At 56.8% G+C, this 14,215-nt stretch carries 14 protein-coding genes and 1 pseudogene; 9 read left to right on the top strand and 6 right to left on the bottom strand.

Features of this window, described 5'->3' with window-relative positions; genetic code table 11:
- The first annotated feature begins 40 nt into the window (after nt 1-40).
- Nucleotides 41-652, top strand: coding sequence for a hypothetical protein (locus ACZ1GM_RS13325; protein ID WP_472676880.1), 612 nt, complete (start codon nt 41-43; stop codon nt 650-652).
- On the opposite strand, the gene ACZ1GM_RS13320 is transcribed toward ACZ1GM_RS13325, so the two are convergent.
- A complete protein-coding gene (locus ACZ1GM_RS13320) occupies nt 639-2,030 on the bottom strand; it encodes a UDP-glucose dehydrogenase family protein (protein WP_472676879.1) in 1,392 nt (463 codons plus the stop codon). The genes ACZ1GM_RS13325 and ACZ1GM_RS13320 overlap by 14 nt on opposite strands.
- Nucleotides 2,027-2,833, bottom strand: a complete 807-nt coding sequence (locus tag ACZ1GM_RS13315) for a metallophosphoesterase family protein (protein WP_472676878.1) — start codon at nt 2,831-2,833, stop codon at nt 2,027-2,029. Before ACZ1GM_RS13315 ends, ACZ1GM_RS13320 begins: the two co-directional genes overlap by 4 nt.
- A 261-nt stretch (nt 2,834-3,094) precedes the next feature.
- Here ACZ1GM_RS13315 and ACZ1GM_RS13310 point away from each other — a divergent pair, with 261 nt between their 5' ends.
- Nucleotides 3,095-3,844: a TorF family putative porin gene (locus ACZ1GM_RS13310; RefSeq protein WP_472676877.1), complete on the top strand. Its 750-nt coding sequence runs from the start codon at nt 3,095-3,097 to the stop codon at nt 3,842-3,844.
- Between the two features lie 77 nt (nt 3,845-3,921).
- Here ACZ1GM_RS13310 and ACZ1GM_RS13305 read toward each other — a convergent pair whose 3' ends face one another.
- Nucleotides 3,922-4,680, bottom strand: coding sequence for an SIMPL domain-containing protein (locus tag ACZ1GM_RS13305; protein ID WP_472676876.1), 759 nt, complete (start codon nt 4,678-4,680; stop codon nt 3,922-3,924).
- A 90-nt stretch (nt 4,681-4,770) separates the two neighbouring features.
- Here ACZ1GM_RS13305 and ACZ1GM_RS13300 point away from each other — a divergent pair, with 90 nt between their 5' ends.
- On the top strand, nt 4,771-5,208 hold the full coding sequence (locus ACZ1GM_RS13300) for a VOC family protein (RefSeq protein ID WP_472678577.1): 438 nt from the start codon (nt 4,771-4,773) through the stop codon (nt 5,206-5,208).
- A gap of 6 nt (nt 5,209-5,214) precedes the next feature.
- Here ACZ1GM_RS13300 and nhaA read toward each other — a convergent pair.
- A pseudogene (gene nhaA / locus ACZ1GM_RS13295) lies at nt 5,215-6,439 on the bottom strand (Na+/H+ antiporter NhaA).
- Nucleotides 6,440-6,525: 86 nt separating this feature from the next.
- Here nhaA and ACZ1GM_RS13290 point away from each other — a divergent pair.
- From ACZ1GM_RS13290 to ACZ1GM_RS13265, 6 genes are all read left to right on the top strand, one after another.
- Complete coding sequence (locus ACZ1GM_RS13290; RefSeq protein WP_472676875.1) at nt 6,526-7,944, top strand: glycosyl transferase family protein; 1,419 nt, start codon at nt 6,526-6,528, stop codon at nt 7,942-7,944.
- Entirely contained in the window at nt 7,941-8,639 is a 699-nt protein-coding gene (locus tag ACZ1GM_RS13285) for a hypothetical protein (RefSeq protein ID WP_472676874.1), read from the top strand. The genes ACZ1GM_RS13290 and ACZ1GM_RS13285 overlap by 4 nt, the downstream gene beginning before the upstream one ends.
- Nucleotides 8,614-9,105, top strand: coding sequence for a hypothetical protein (locus ACZ1GM_RS13280; protein ID WP_472676873.1), 492 nt, complete (start codon nt 8,614-8,616; stop codon nt 9,103-9,105). Before ACZ1GM_RS13285 ends, ACZ1GM_RS13280 begins: the two co-directional genes overlap by 26 nt.
- Nucleotides 9,106-9,163: 58 nt before the next feature.
- A complete protein-coding gene (locus ACZ1GM_RS13275; RefSeq protein WP_472676872.1) occupies nt 9,164-10,072 on the top strand; it encodes a sulfite exporter TauE/SafE family protein in 909 nt (302 codons plus the stop codon).
- Nucleotides 10,069-10,821, top strand: coding sequence for a TIGR02186 family protein (locus ACZ1GM_RS13270; protein WP_472676871.1), 753 nt, complete (start codon nt 10,069-10,071; stop codon nt 10,819-10,821). The genes ACZ1GM_RS13275 and ACZ1GM_RS13270 overlap by 4 nt, the downstream gene beginning before the upstream one ends.
- Before the next feature lie 104 nt (nt 10,822-10,925).
- On the top strand, nt 10,926-12,845 hold the full coding sequence (locus ACZ1GM_RS13265) for a helicase HerA domain-containing protein (protein ID WP_472676870.1): 1,920 nt from the start codon (nt 10,926-10,928) through the stop codon (nt 12,843-12,845).
- A gap of 256 nt (nt 12,846-13,101) precedes the next feature.
- Here the strand turns inward: ACZ1GM_RS13265 and ACZ1GM_RS13260 are convergent, their stop codons facing one another.
- Entirely contained in the window at nt 13,102-13,848 is a 747-nt protein-coding gene (locus ACZ1GM_RS13260) for a 7-carboxy-7-deazaguanine synthase QueE (protein ID WP_472676869.1), read from the bottom strand.
- A 3-nt stretch (nt 13,849-13,851) separates the two neighbouring features.
- Nucleotides 13,852-14,211, bottom strand: coding sequence for a VOC family protein (locus ACZ1GM_RS13255; RefSeq protein ID WP_472676868.1), 360 nt, complete (start codon nt 14,209-14,211; stop codon nt 13,852-13,854).
- Nucleotides 14,212-14,215: the final 4 nt, after the last annotated feature.

Genomic DNA, 14,215 nt, shown 5'->3' with positions numbered 1-14,215 from the left:
GGAAGTGATGCACGCAATGCGAAGTCAGCAAATAATAGTAGTGGCTCTGATTGCCACCGTAGTGCTGCAAATCGTTTACATGGTCTCTTTGGGCGGTCCACAGCCCGCTGAAGCTGGGGCACCGACTATGGGAAGCGATGTCATCCGATATTTCGATGAGCGGGGCAGCGAAGTAACCACCGTTTGGACAATCGAGGCGGTCGCATTTCTGGCGATCTCGATCGGATCGTTTTTGACGCTGGCGAAGGGTGCGGCGCATAAGCTGGCGCTAGTCACTCTGGGACTATCGGGCATATTCAACACGGTTCAGATCGGTATTGGTCTGGCCATGTTTGAGCCCGCTGCGCGCGTTGGCGGAGACGATCCTGCGCTGTTCTACACCTTCGTCAGCGGTGCATTCTTCTTCTATTTCGCGGCAAAAGCATTGATTGGCCTTGCTGGTCTGTCTCTGGGCGCGGCTATTTTACGGCGCAAGGGAGGGTTGGCAAAAGCACTCGGCGGCCTCGCAGCGCTCACCGGACTGGCAGCAATTGTCACTAACATCGCAGGCATGGCGGTTGGATTCCCGGCCCCGTTTGCCGCAGGTGCAGCGGGAACGGCTGCCACATTATTCGCAGCTCTGGCGCTTGGGCAGGTGGCTAAGGAAAGATAACGCGCAGGCTCATTGGGGCATCGCAGAATTGCGGCGGGTCGCGATTGACGAGACCCGCCTGACAGATCAAGCGCGGTACGATGCTCACATAGGTGAAGCCGGCTTCCCGCATATCTTCGGGGCGATATATGTTGCGCAGATCGACCATCACTGGCGCCTTAACCAGCCCCTTGACCTTTTTGAGGTCAAGCGCGCGGAACGCATCCCACTCAGTCACGATCACGACTGCATCGCTATCCTCAATCGCTGCGTAGGGGCTGTCCTTCATCTCAACGTCGGGCATCAGCGGCTTGGCAAGCTCCATGCCTTCTGGGTCGTAGGCGGTAACCTCAACCCCTGCATCGGTGAGTGTTTGTGCGACGGCAATTGCAGGTGAATCGCGCATGTCGTCCGTGTTGGGTTTGAACGTAAGACCGAGCAACGCAACGCGTTTTCCGCGCGCAGCTTCTGGCCCGCCCAAGGCATCGACGACCTTGCGGCCCATCGCGCGTTTGCGGGTGTCATTGGCTTTGACGACCGCATCGACAATGCGGATTGGACTGTCATAATCCTCTGCGGTTTTCAGCAATGCCAGCGTGTCCTTGGGGAAGCATGAGCCGCCATAGCCCGGGCCAGCATTGAGGAACTTCGAGCCGATACGATTGTCCAGGCCGATGCCACGGCTGACATCCTGCACATTCGCGCCGACTTTTTCGCAAAGATCGGCGATTTCATTGATGAACATGATTTTCGTCGCGAGAAATGCGTTGCCCGCATATTTGATCAATTCCGATGTTCGCCGCTCTGTGAAGAGAATTGGCGATTCGTTAAGGAACAGAGGGCGGTAGACTTCGCGCATGACGTCGCGGTCGAAATCATCCTCGGCACCAATCACAATACGATCAGGGCGCTTGAAGTCGCCGATTGCAGCGCCCTCGCGCAGGAATTCCGGGTTGGAAACGACGGACACCTTATATTTGGTTCCGGTTTCGGCGATGATGCGTTCTACTTCGTCACCAGTCCCCACTGGCACGGTGGATTTGGTCACAACGACTGCGTCATTAGAAAGGCTTTCGCCAACTTCTTTTGCGACAGCGTAGACAAAGGAGAGGTCCGCATGCCCATCGCCACGACGGCTAGGTGTTCCAACGGCGATAAAGATGGCGTCGGCGCCTGCAATGCCTTCCGGCAGGCTAGTGGTAAAACGCAGGCGGCCAGATTTCACATTGTTCTCGACCAATTCGGCGAGACCAGGCTCGTAAATCGGCATGATACCTTCATGCAGACGATCAATCTTTGACTGATCCTTGTCGATGCACACCACATCATGGCCAAAATCGGCGAAACAGGCTCCGGATACCAGGCCGACATAGCCTGATCCTACCATTGCAATTTTCATGATTTACCTTCCGTATTTCGAATCTCGATCGATCCGTCATTATCGACGGCCTGAATATAGCGCCGCGTCGTACCCTCAAGTACCAGCGCCGTTAGCATCCCGCTTCGGAACGCTCCTGTGTCGATTCCTATACGATTGCCGCAATCCTCAACATCGTCGAAGATCGTATGGCCATGCACAATGACGTGGCTCAGCGGCTCTGTACTGCGCAAGAAGCGTTCGCGAATCCAGAGCATATCCTTGCGTTTTTGCTCGTCCAGCGGGCGCTTGGGATCGATCCCGGCATGGACGAAAACATAGTCGCCCGCGATGATCATTTCCTCAAAGCTCTCTAGGAAATCCCGATCCTCTTGCGGAACAAGTCTTGCGATCGCGACCTGCAAATCCTCCAAGGAGAGTTCGCGATAGTCCTTTTTCGCGATGCCATAACTCAGGATCGTCTCGCGCCCGCCATGTTTCACGAAATGGCGCAGCATTTCGAGGTCTGAGAAACTTTCGAGAAACATTTCCTCGTGATTGCCCGCGAGATAGCGCAGGTTTCTGCGCTGCCCCCAGCTGCGCGCTTTTGCAATGACGCCGGCGCTCTCTGGCCCGCGATCGACCAGATCGCCCAACAAGATGATTGTTGTTTTCGCTGCGCCATGGTTTTTATCATCAGCTTCAATCGCATCGGCCAAAGCGACGAACAGGTCCAAGCGGCCATGAATATCGCCGATGCAATAGATACGCTCTCCCTCAGGAACCTGAGGAAGTGACTTTTTTGGCCGGTCAGCACCGATGAATTTTTTGATCGAGTTAAGCATTAGGTTTGTATGATTTGGTTGGTGTCGAGCGCATAGGCGAGTGCAGAGGGTGCCGCAACACGCCAGCGATGTGGGCATTCCTTCGCAGTTGCACAATAGTCACTCTTTTGTCGTGACAGATAAAGCTTGTGGGAAATAGACTTGCTAGTTTGGCGCTGATGGTGAAATGAAGATGTGCTTTCGCATGAGGAACCCGCATAAAATAAGGGCCCTGCGAAATCGCAGGTGGGACGAAGCGACAACCATTTAATGGAGTGTGTCATGCTCACGTCCTCTCGCGGCCTCGCCGCAACTATTGCATTTGTTACTCTGTCTCTGTCCGCCCCTGCTTATGCGCAGGAAGAAGAAGAGGCAGGTCCCATCACAGTTTCGGCCAATGTGGCCATCACCAGCGAATACCGCTTCCGCGGCGTTGACTTGTCCGGTGGCGAGCTCGCCATTCAGGGCGGTTTCGACGTTTCACATAAATCTGGCTTTTACGTCGGCACTTGGGCCTCTTCGCTTGACGAAGATACCGTCGGTTTCGGCTCAACAGAGCTTGACGTATACGGCGGCTGGAGCGGCGACGTGGGCGAGGGCCTGTCAGTCGATGTTGGGGTCATTGGCTATCTTTATCCCGATGCACCTGCTGCGGCTGGTGAAACGGACTATATAGAGTTTTATGGCTCGCTCAGCTTCGACCTCGGTCCTGCCAGCGTCACATCCGGTGTTGCGTATGCGCCAGAGCAGGATTCGCTCGGTGGAACCGATAACCTGTATCTCTATACCGATGTCGGCGTCGGCATTCCTGGAACACCGGTCAGCCTGACGGGTCACCTTGGTGCCACAGACGGCTTCCTCACCTTCACCAATAGCGGAAGCGCGCTTGACTGGTCGGTTGGTGCAGAGATGCCGATCTATGGACCTCTCACACTCGGCGTCTCTTATGTTGGCGCGGAAGGCGACATTGTCGCCCCAGCTTACGACTTTGTCGATGATGCTCTGGTCGTAACGGTCAGCGCTTCGTTCTAAGCGGATTGCCTTTCGGGGCATGATACAAACATCTCAGGCTGCGTGCTCGTCAAGGGTACGCAGCCTTTTTGTGCGGTCTAGTCTAGTCCAAAGCCGATAGTCGTCACCACGCGCACTTTCTTGTGCGGGGTGTCGCCAATGCCCCAGCCACCCGCCTCACCATCGCGCGCGTTGATCGAGAAGTATCCCTGCGTTGCAGACTTGATCGCTCCGACATTCGCGCCGCTATCCTGCGCAAATTGCTCCGCGGCAGCGCGGGCATCGCGGGTCGCCTCTGCCACCATTTCGGGTTTGATTGCATTCAAGCCTGTGAAGGTGAACTGCATCGACGATCCGTCTTCCAGAACAACGCCCTTACGGACCAGATCGGATTGTTTGCGGACGGCGTTCTGCGCTCGTTCGATATCGTTAGTACGCAGGATCAGCCGTTGCCGCACAGTGTAACGGGTCACACCATTGCGGTCGGTATAGCTCGATACATTGATCCCCGCCGGACTGAGCGCCTCTTCAGGGAAACCAAGATCACCCAAAAACTCTCGAATCGCTGCATCGTCACGATCCGCACCTGATTGTGCTTCGGGCAGGGTCAGCGCGACATTGGAGTAAGAGATCGTCCACGTCGCCAAATCCGCCGTCACTTCACGTTCCGCCAGCCCGCGGACTGTTACCGACCGCTCTGCCCCCTTCATGCGCACCAGACCATCGCCCAGCACAAAACCGCCGACCATCATTCCGACTGCCAGAATTCCTGCACTACCAAGCCATCGCTTTGTTTTGGCCGAAGTCGTTTCAATTGGATCGTTTGTGCTTTGCGGTGGTTCGTTTGTGTGTGACATGGTGGCATCCCCTTCGCATCAGTATGATGAGGCGAGCTGATGCAAGAATAGCGATGAACTGTGCTTTAACGTAGATGAATGGAATTTCAGGTGGTCAAATATCTACACAGTATGATCCGGGTGTCCGATCCGGACGCGACGGTTGATTTCTTCGATCTGATCGGGCTTGAAGAGGTGCGTCGGTTCGATGTCGAGCAAGGGCGCTTTACGTTGATTTTCCTTGCTGCCCCCGGCCAAGAAGGCGTCGCAGAAGTAGAGCTGACCTACAACTGGCCGCCGGAGGATGGCAGCAAACCTGAAGAATATGATGGCGGACGTAACTTCGGCCATCTCGCCTACCGCGTGGAGAATATCTACGAGACGTGTCAGCGGCTCGCAGATGCCGGGCACACGATCCACCGCCCGCCGCGCGATGGACATATGGCCTTCGTCAAATCACCTGATGGAGTGTCGGTGGAATTGCTTCAGGATGGGCACCTTGAACCGAAAGAGCCATGGGCCAGCATGGAGAATACTGGCAGCTGGTGATGCGGTTTAGGCTTGGCTCGGCTGATTGCCCTGATCGTCACATTCTGCCGCTGTGTGCGTGGTGGTCAGTCGCAGTACGATAAAGCCCAGCACAGCCGATATGGCTGAGCCAGTGAGGATGCCGATCTTGGCCTCCTCAACCAGCAATGGCGCCCCGGGGAATGCCAACCCGCCGATAAACAGGCTCATCGTAAAGCCGATCCCACACAGGATGGAGATGCCCCAAACCTCTGCCCAGCTCGCATTCGCGGGCCGGGCCGCAAATCCGATCTTGTCGACGATATACACGATTGAGAAAATTCCCAACTGCTTGCCAATCACCAAACCAGCGGCAATCGCCAGCGGCAGCGGTTCCAGCAATGCGCCGACGCCCATTCCAGCGAATGATACGCCTGCATTGGCAAACCCGAATATCGGCACGACCAGATAAGCGCTCCACGGGGCGAGGCCATGCTCAAGCTTTTCAAGCATGGAATTGCCGTCAGAGCGTTGTAGCGGGATGGTCAGCGCAGCGACGACGCCAGCAATGGTGGCGTGCACACCGCTGTGCAGAACACAGTACCAGAGCACGAGTGCGAGCAGGATGTAGGGCCAGAACACGCCAACCTTCATCCTGTTCAGCCCGAACATTAACCCCACAACCACGATAGATGCGACAAGCCACACCATCTTGATGGCAGGGGTGTAGAACACGGCGATGACCAGCACAGCACCGATATCATCGACAATTGCGACGGTTAGCAGGAACAGGCGCAACGAGGCTGGTACGCGATTGCCCAGCAGGCCCAGCACGCCCATCGCGAACGCAATATCGGTCGCCGCAGGGATCGCCCACCCGTTGGTATATTGCCCACCGCCCGATACCAGCAAGTACACGTACCGCCGGGGCCAACATGCCGGCCAGAGCGGCCACCATCGGCAGGCGGCGTGCAGCAGGGTTCGCCAAAGAACCACAGACCACCTCGCGCTTTACTTCCAAGCCGACAACAAAAAAGAAGACCGCCATCAAACCATCGTTGATCCACAGATGAAGATCCTTGAGTTTGGGGATCGGTGTCCATGGCAACTTGCCATAGAAGAGGTCACGATATTCATCGGCAAGCGGCGAGTTGGCCGCAATCATGGCGGCTGCTGCCACCAGAATAAGCAGGATGCCTGCAGATGCGTCGCCCACAAAAAGAGCGCGAACGGGCGCGAAAACTGACCGAATTGGGGAATTTGACTGATTCATCTTGGCAACGCTCTCTTTAGGAAACTCCCCGCCGTTGCAAGTACGGTTTTACTGAGTTACGCTTCGAAATAGTGGGGAACCCAGTCATGACACTGTTGCAGACCGATTTGGGCAGTTGGCTTTCTGTTATACAGAACGAGTTGCTGTTGTTCGCAGCGGTCTTCTTCCTCATCGGTGCAATCGACGAGCTTGCCGTCGACATCACCTACATTTTTCTGCGCCTGACCGGGCGTGTACGCACGCATCATATCCCAGAGCACGATCGTCGCGGGGCGCGACTGACAGGTATGGCGGCGGTGTTCATTCCGACGTGGCAAGAGTCGAAAGTAATCGGGGAAACTCTGGCTCATGCGTTGAAGGCATGGAAGCATGAACAATTACGAATCTACGTTGGGTGCTATCGCAATGATCCCGCGACCCTTACTGCGGCGATGGAGGCTGTTGGCGGTGATCCGCGAGTTCGCCTTGTCATTCACGATCAGCAAGGCCCGACATCAAAGGCTGATTGTCTGAATCGATTGTATGATGCGCTGCGCGTTGATGAAATGCGTTCTGGGCAGCAGGCGCGTATGGTGATCCTTCACGATGCAGAGGACATGGTCGACAGGCATGCGCTTAGCGCGATGGACCGCGCCATCGATTCCGCTGAGTTTGTTCAAATCCCGGTTTTAGCGCTGCCTCGCAGGCAATCACGATGGATAGCCGGACATTATTCAGATGAGTTTGCCGAGGCGCATGGCAAGACCATGGTGGTACGCAACGCGCTTGGTGCGGGGATTCCGGGGGCGGGGGTCGGCTGCGCCATTGCTCGCGATATGCTGGAGGTCATCGTTGACCATGCGCCGGATGCTCGGCCATTTCAGGTTGATTCGCTGACTGAGGATTATGAACTCGGCCTTCAGATCAAGGCGCTTGGCGGCAGAGACCGGTTCTTGCGTGTACGGACGGCTGAGGGAGCGCTGGTAGCGACGCGGTCTTACTTTCCGACCAGGGTTGATCAGGCTGTCCGACAAAAGACCCGCTGGGTTCAGGGTATTGCGTTGCAGGGCTGGGACCGCATTGGTTGGCAAGGCGGGCCAGTGCAGATGTGGATGCAATTGCGTGATCGGCGCGGCCCTTTCGCTGCCATTCTGCTTTCCATCGCATATCTGCTTATTGCCCTGTTCGGTGTATCGATCATTGCCTCGCAATTGGGTTGGATCAGCCCGCCTGACTATTCCCCAACCGTTACCATGTTGCTCGTGGCGAATATGGCGGCGCTGGGATGGCGATTTGCGATGCGGTTCGTCTTTACCACCCGTGAGTTCGGTATCGTGGAGGGGCTCTGTTCGATCCCCAGAACGTTTGTCTCGAACTGGATCGCAATACTTGCCGGACGTCGCGCTTTGTTTGCCTATGTCCGGTCATTGCGCGGGGCACCCGTTCTCTGGGATAAGACTGAACATGCATTGCACCCGGCGACTACGGATCAGTCAATCCTGAAACCAATGGGGGCCACGACATGAGTGGCGCTACGCGAAAGCAGGGACAACCGCTGATAGTCCTGTGTGCGGTGCTCGCTGGCTGGGTAATAGTGCGTTCGGCATTCTGGGATTATTCCTTTGCAACGGAGACTCCGGCTTTCGCCAGCGCATCACTTGGTGAAGAAGCGAGCATGGTTGAGCCTGAGGCTCGGCAGCGGGATGTTACATTCTCCGTCGGTTTCGACGAAGCGCGAACTGGCGCAGCCTTCTCGAAAGCCACCAATGAAGAAATCCAGGCACCTGTCTTTGATCTGCCTATGCGGGAGATATGGGATGCGCCCACATCTGAACAGCAGCCAGGCGTAACGGTTACAAGCCCGGAAGAGCAGGCAGAAACGGCGGCATCGCATAGCCTGCTCTGGATGGCAGCAATGGCGCATGTGCCCCTACCGAAACCTGTTCAGCAGCACTTGGCCAAGGCATCGCGTCAAACCGACCCGAGCGCAGGTCATGCCAGCGCAGTGCCAAGGACGGCTCAAGACCGTGGTTCACGACTGAGCGTGGATAGCTGGCTATTCTTCCGTCAGGATAGCCAAATAGTCGGTACGGGTAACTTTGCGGCACCTAGTTACGGTACGGAGTCAGGCCGGTGCGGTGTTGCGCTATCGCTTGCGCCCACAATCTCGGTTCCAGCCGCAGGTCTATGCGCGGGTGACACAAGCGCTTGCCGGACCTGATGACCGCGATGTGGCTTTGGGCCTTAGCGCACGTCCATTATCCGGTGTGCCGGTGACGCTACACGGCGAAGCGCGCCTGTCCGAACAGTCAGGCCGCAAAGAAATTCGACCAGCCGCGTTTGTGACCACAGGCGGCGAGCGATCTGGCTTGCCACTGGGGCTCAAGCTGCGTGGCTACGCGCAGGCGGGTTATGTAGGCGGCGACTTCGCCACCGCGTTCGCCGATGGCAATCTTATTGCAGAGGGCGAAGTCGCACAGTTCGATCTGGGCAAGATCAGCGCCGGTGCAGGTGTGTGGGGCGGCGCGCAAGAGGGCGCGGCCCGGCTTGATCTTGGTCCGACAGCAAATGTTACGGTTCGTCTCGGCGAAGTTCCCGCGCGGCTTTCGATTGATTATCGCGTGAGGGTCGCCGGTGACGCCGAGCCGGGCTCAGGCGCTGCACTCACCCTCTCGACGGGCTTCTAGCCAAGTTTCTAGCTTCACTGGCCTTTTATCCCCCGTGCTGCTGGGATAGGGCTAAACCATGGACGTTTACCTCCCCATCGCGAACCTTGCCGTAAACGGCTTGTGGATTGTCGCGCTAGGAGGTGTAACTGGCATTCTTTCTGGTCTCTTCGGCGTAGGCGGAGGGTTTCTCACCACTCCGCTCCTCATTTTCTACGGTGTGCCGCCCACTGTGGCGGCTGCATCCGCATCGACACAGGTGACCGGGGCGAGCGTTTCGGGCGTTCTTGCTCACCGCAAGCGTGCGGGCGTTGATTTCCGTATGGGCTCGGTGATGGTGGGTGGAGGGATAATTGGCGCGGGCCTTGGCGCGCTTTTGTTCCGCTTTTTTCGCGCGATTGGCCAGATCGATGTTGTGATCAACTCGCTTTACGTTGTCTTGCTCGGCTCCATCGGCGCGATGATGATGCGAGAGGCGATCCAGACGATCCGTGGCACAACGGCGCAATCTCAGCCGAAGCGCAGGCGTCATCACCCGCTGGTGGCGGCTATGCCCGGGCGTTGGCGATTTTATGGCTCGGGTCTGTATATCTCGCCGCTCGCGCCGCTTATCCTTGGTGTGATTGTCGGCATTTTGACGATGCTGATGGGGGTGGGCGGTGGCTTTCTGCTGGTCCCGGCCATGCTGTATATTCTGGGCATGAGCGGTAATGTCGTGGTGGGAACGAGCCTGTTCTATATCCTCTTCGTCACCATTGCCGCGACGATGACACACTCATTGACCACCAAAGCGGTCGATATTGTGCTGGTTGTCTTGCTGCTGATCGGGTCAGTGACCGGCGCACAGATGGGCACGCAATTGGCGGGCAGGGTGAAGCCTGAAATGCTGCGCGTGATACTCGCAACCATCGTTTTGCTGATTGCGCTGCGCATGTTGTTTGGCCTGTTTGTGCAGCCTGACGAGATATACACGGTGACACCACTATGAGGGCATTTCTCCTCATAGTGTGTGCGCTGATGGTGATGGGACAACGCGACCCGATCCTTGTGCCAGAGGTTTCGCAAAAAGAGGTGCAGGTTCGCCAGGGATTCATTGGCACTGAGTTACTGCTTTTCGGTGCGATCCTCGATCCGCGTGGTCTCGCCGCCGGGGCACAATATGATATTGTGGTGGTGCTCAAGGGGCCTTCCACGCCGATCCGTCTGCGTGAGAAGGAACGGTTTGCCGGGATTTGGGTCAATGCGGATAGTACGGACTATCGGTCAGTGCCTTCCTTTTTTGCCGTCGCATCGTCGCGCCCCATCGATGACATTGTTGATGATAAAACGGCCGCCATTTATGAATTCGGCACGCGTTATATACAGTTGTCACCAAGCGGCGTGATAGACCCGGCTGAACAGGAGAGGTTCGCGACCGGGCTGGTCGATCTCAAAACGCGTCAGGATCTCTATGTAGAGGATATTGGCGGCGTTCAGATAAGTGAACAGGTTCTCTATCAGGCGCGGATCGCATTGCCGTCCAACGTTGTGACCGGGACCTATACAGCGGAGACGTTCGCCGTAACCGATGGCCGGGTGATCGCTTCTGCCTTGGCAGAGGTCGAGGTAAAGAAGGTTGGGTTTGAGCGGCTTGTCGAGAGCTCTGCGCAAGATATGTCGTTGTTATATGGGCTGCTGGCGGTTGGCCTTTCGATCACCATGGGGTGGGCCGCTGGGCGTTTCTACGACTTGCTGTAGTCACAAAAGCCAACCGATCCCTCATCAATCGCAGCATCGTTGACGCCATCTTAACCGCTTTTTGCGTATGTCCACCCTCTAATTGAGGGCACGGATATACAGCCATGAGTGATATGAATCGCGAGAGTTTCCGCACATTTGATCCTGCTGGTGAGGTGGGGGCCACTCCGCCGAGCGGCCAGGCGGCAGGGCAAACGACGGGAACACGATTGGGCGATCGCATTCGCCGGGCTCCTCCACCAGCGGAATTGACTGCTCCGCCCAGCGATATTCAACCAAATGGGGCACCACCGCGTCCGAGCGCGCAGCAATCACCTACTACCAACCCAGATCAGGCCCCTCGTGGCCCGGCGCCCACTACGCTGGCGAAACCTCCAGAGCCTGCCCCTGAGGCCCCGGCTGAACCCAAGCCAGAGGCGAAGACCGAACCGCTTGATCCGATTGGAGTTGTGCTTGAGATCGCCGGTTCCGGCTCGCAAATCGCGATTGACCTGCAACGTCTGAACGAATGCATGGAGAGTGACGATCCATCCATCGCTCTCGCCGGTCAGGTTGGTAGTCAGATCAAGATCCGTGTCGGCAATAGCTGGCTGCTCGCCAATGTTCGCAACCAGAAACAGGATCGCCGGGCTGATGGTGGCATCATCGCCAATATCGATTTTCTGGGCGAAGGTCAGGAAGAGAAGCTGACCGGTAAGCTGCACAGCTTTAAGCGTGGTGTGACCCGCTATCCTGTGCCGGGAGCGCTTGTTTACCCAGCTACCACTAATGACCTGAAGCAGGTTTATGCGAGCGATGGTCGTTCAGCTGTCACTATTGGTAAGGTCTACCCGACCAAAGACATTCGCGCCGGTCTCTATGTCGATGCGATGCTGGGCAAACACTTCGCGCTGCTTGGTTCGACGGGTACGGGTAAATCGACCAGTGCCGCGCTGATCCTCCACCGGATTTGTGAGGCGGCGCCTGACGGTCATATCGTCATGATTGACCCGCACGGCGAATATTCCGCTGCGTTTCGCCAGACAGGCTTGATCCTCGACGTTTCCAACCTGCAAATGCCGTATTGGCTGATGAACTTTGAGGAACATTGCGAAATCCTGCTGACCAGCAGCGGCAATGAGCGGCAGGTCGATTCCGATATTCTCGCGCGTTGCCTGCTACAGGCGCGCAGCAAGAGCCGCCTGGCTGAGAATCTGGGCAAGATTACCGTGGATTCACCAATCCCCTATCTGCTGTCAGACCTCTCAAACGCGATTCAAGACGCGATGGGTAAGCTCGACAAGGCGACCAACTCTGCGCCCTACATGCGGATCAAGAACAAGCTCGAAGAGGTAAAGAGCGATCCACGCTTCCAGTTCATGTTTTCCGGAATGCTGGTTGGCGACACGATGGCCGACTTTATCGCCAAGATTTTCCGCATGCCTAGCAATGGCAAGCCGATCTCTATCATTGATGTTTCGGGCGTTCCGTCAGACATCACCTCGACCGTTGTGGCGGTTCTCAGCCGTTTGGTGTTCGACTTTGCGATCTGGGGTCGGGAAGAGAAAACGCGGCCAATCCTGTTGGTTTGTGAAGAGGCGCACCGTTACGTTCCGAGTGAGAAAAATGCGGACGGCTCTAGCGTCGGCAACGTGCTTAGCCGGATCGCAAAAGAGGGGCGTAAATACGGTATTTCACTGGGCCTGATCACGCAGCGCCCATCCGATTTGGCCGAGGGTGTTCTCTCACAGTGCGGCACAATCATTTCCATGCGCTTGAACAACGATCGTGACCAGGCCTTTGTGCGTGGCGCGATGCCAGAGGGCGCGCGCGGCTTCCTCGATTCGATCCCTGCCTTGCGTAACCGCGAATGCATCATTTGCGGTGAGGGCGTGGCGATCCCTATCCGTGTTACTTTTGATAATCTGGAAGAAGCCAAGCGACCCGCATCGGAAGACCCCAGCTTTGTTGAGCTGTGGAACGAGACCGGCGGCGAGGAAGAGCAAGTGGAACGCGTTGTCCAACGCTGGCGTGCTCAAGGATAACATTCGTTATCCTTGATTTTGTTGTCCGCAGCACATCCGTGCTGCGATATCCTCGCTCTCGCGACCTGAAGGTCGCATCGCTGCGGACGCGCGGTAGCGCTTGCGGTGCTACGCACCGAGCTTGCACTAATCCGGCGAGCGTCCAGCGAGCCGCAAGGGCGACTGCCCGTCGGTACCGTTAGGCCGGGAAGCGAAGCTGGCCAAAGGCCAACCCTAAGTGAGCGGACGCGAACGCCGGCGCTTGAGGCTAAACAAATCACGTCCCCCGCTCATCTCCGTAGAGATGAATATGCAGGCGGTCGGACATGCGGAAGCCATGTTCGAGGCATAACGGCGCGAGCCATTCTGATCGCTCACGAAGGGTCGCGCTGTCCGTCCCTTCCGGCATCAGGAAAACGTGATCGGGTTTAAAGCGGTATTTTTGCTGTAGCGTCAGGACCTCATCGACGTCGCTCGGTTTTGCGATCACGAACTTGAAGAAAGCGCGCGGATCAGCCGCGTAGTGATCGAGCCTTTCTGGAATTAGAGCCAATTCAGCATCATTGCCGGAATGTGCGAGTTTGGGACTCACATTATATTGGTCAACCCGAATATCGATATGAGCGCTCGCCCGTGTTGTTCCGTTCGTTTCGATCTCCACCTCGATATCCGGCAATATCGCCAGCATGTCGGCCAATGGCCCGCACTGCATCAGCGGCTCGCCGCCCGTAATGACGAGGCGTTTCTGGCCTAAAGCCGCGATCTTGGCGGCGGCTTTCTCTGGCGAGACCGCAACCTGATTGGCCTTGCGATCATAAGTCACGCCATCGCGATGCGGGCGCTCATCATCTTCGCCGTTCTGGCCAAAACGCCATGTATAGGCCGTATCGCACCATGTGCAGGCGAGGTTGCAGCGGGACAAGCGCACAAACGCGACCGGCATCCCGGCACTTGGTCCTTCGCCTTGCAGGCTGGCGAAAATCTCGGGTGCTCCGGTGTCGTCAGTGGCGAGGATCAGGCTCATTCGTCACTCATAAACCGTAACCTCAACCCGCATGCCTTCCGGATCTCGGAAGAAAGTGGCCGTCATTCCTTCAAATTCCTGCTTGTCCGGGACTTCAAAGCCGGCCTTCGCCATTCCCTCGCGCACTGCATCAAGCGCGGCATGATCGGGTGCAGTAAAGCCAAGATGATTAAGGCCGGGTGCACGGCGCGCATAGTCCACAGTCCCTTCGTCGGCTTGCATGAGATCGATGGCTAGGCCATCATCGCTCAACCACACATGACTGCGCGTTTTGTGGAACCCGATCAGCTCTAGCAGTGTCGCATACCATGGCAGGCTGATTTCAAGCGAACGAACCAGAATAACCATGTGATCGAGTTTCATAGCG

Source organism: Qipengyuania sp. JB2-7, from assembly GCF_055693485.1.
This window is presented reverse-complemented; position numbering and strand designations above follow the sequence as displayed.

Excerpts from the sequence above, each read along its gene's own strand:
- ACZ1GM_RS13305 (WP_472676876.1), bottom strand. The coding sequence starts at position 4,680 with ATGTCACACACAAACGAACCACCGCAAAGCACAAACGATCCAATTGAA.
- ACZ1GM_RS13265 (WP_472676870.1), top strand. The coding sequence starts at position 10,926 with ATGAGTGATATGAATCGCGAGAGTTTCCGCACATTTGATCCTGCTGGT.
- ACZ1GM_RS13260 (WP_472676869.1), bottom strand. The coding sequence starts at position 13,848 with ATGAGCCTGATCCTCGCCACTGACGACACCGGAGCACCCGAGATTTTC.
- ACZ1GM_RS13290 (WP_472676875.1), top strand. The coding sequence starts at position 6,526 with ATGACACTGTTGCAGACCGATTTGGGCAGTTGGCTTTCTGTTATACAG.
- ACZ1GM_RS13310 (WP_472676877.1), top strand. The coding sequence starts at position 3,095 with ATGCTCACGTCCTCTCGCGGCCTCGCCGCAACTATTGCATTTGTTACT.
- ACZ1GM_RS13255 (WP_472676868.1), bottom strand. The coding sequence starts at position 14,211 with ATGAAACTCGATCACATGGTTATTCTGGTTCGTTCGCTTGAAATCAGC.
- ACZ1GM_RS13285 (WP_472676874.1), top strand. The coding sequence starts at position 7,941 with ATGAGTGGCGCTACGCGAAAGCAGGGACAACCGCTGATAGTCCTGTGT.
- ACZ1GM_RS13320 (WP_472676879.1), bottom strand. The coding sequence starts at position 2,030 with ATGAAAATTGCAATGGTAGGATCAGGCTATGTCGGCCTGGTATCCGGA.
- ACZ1GM_RS13270 (WP_472676871.1), top strand. The coding sequence starts at position 10,069 with ATGAGGGCATTTCTCCTCATAGTGTGTGCGCTGATGGTGATGGGACAA.
- ACZ1GM_RS13315 (WP_472676878.1), bottom strand. The coding sequence starts at position 2,833 with ATGCTTAACTCGATCAAAAAATTCATCGGTGCTGACCGGCCAAAAAAG.
- ACZ1GM_RS13275 (WP_472676872.1), top strand. The coding sequence starts at position 9,164 with ATGGACGTTTACCTCCCCATCGCGAACCTTGCCGTAAACGGCTTGTGG.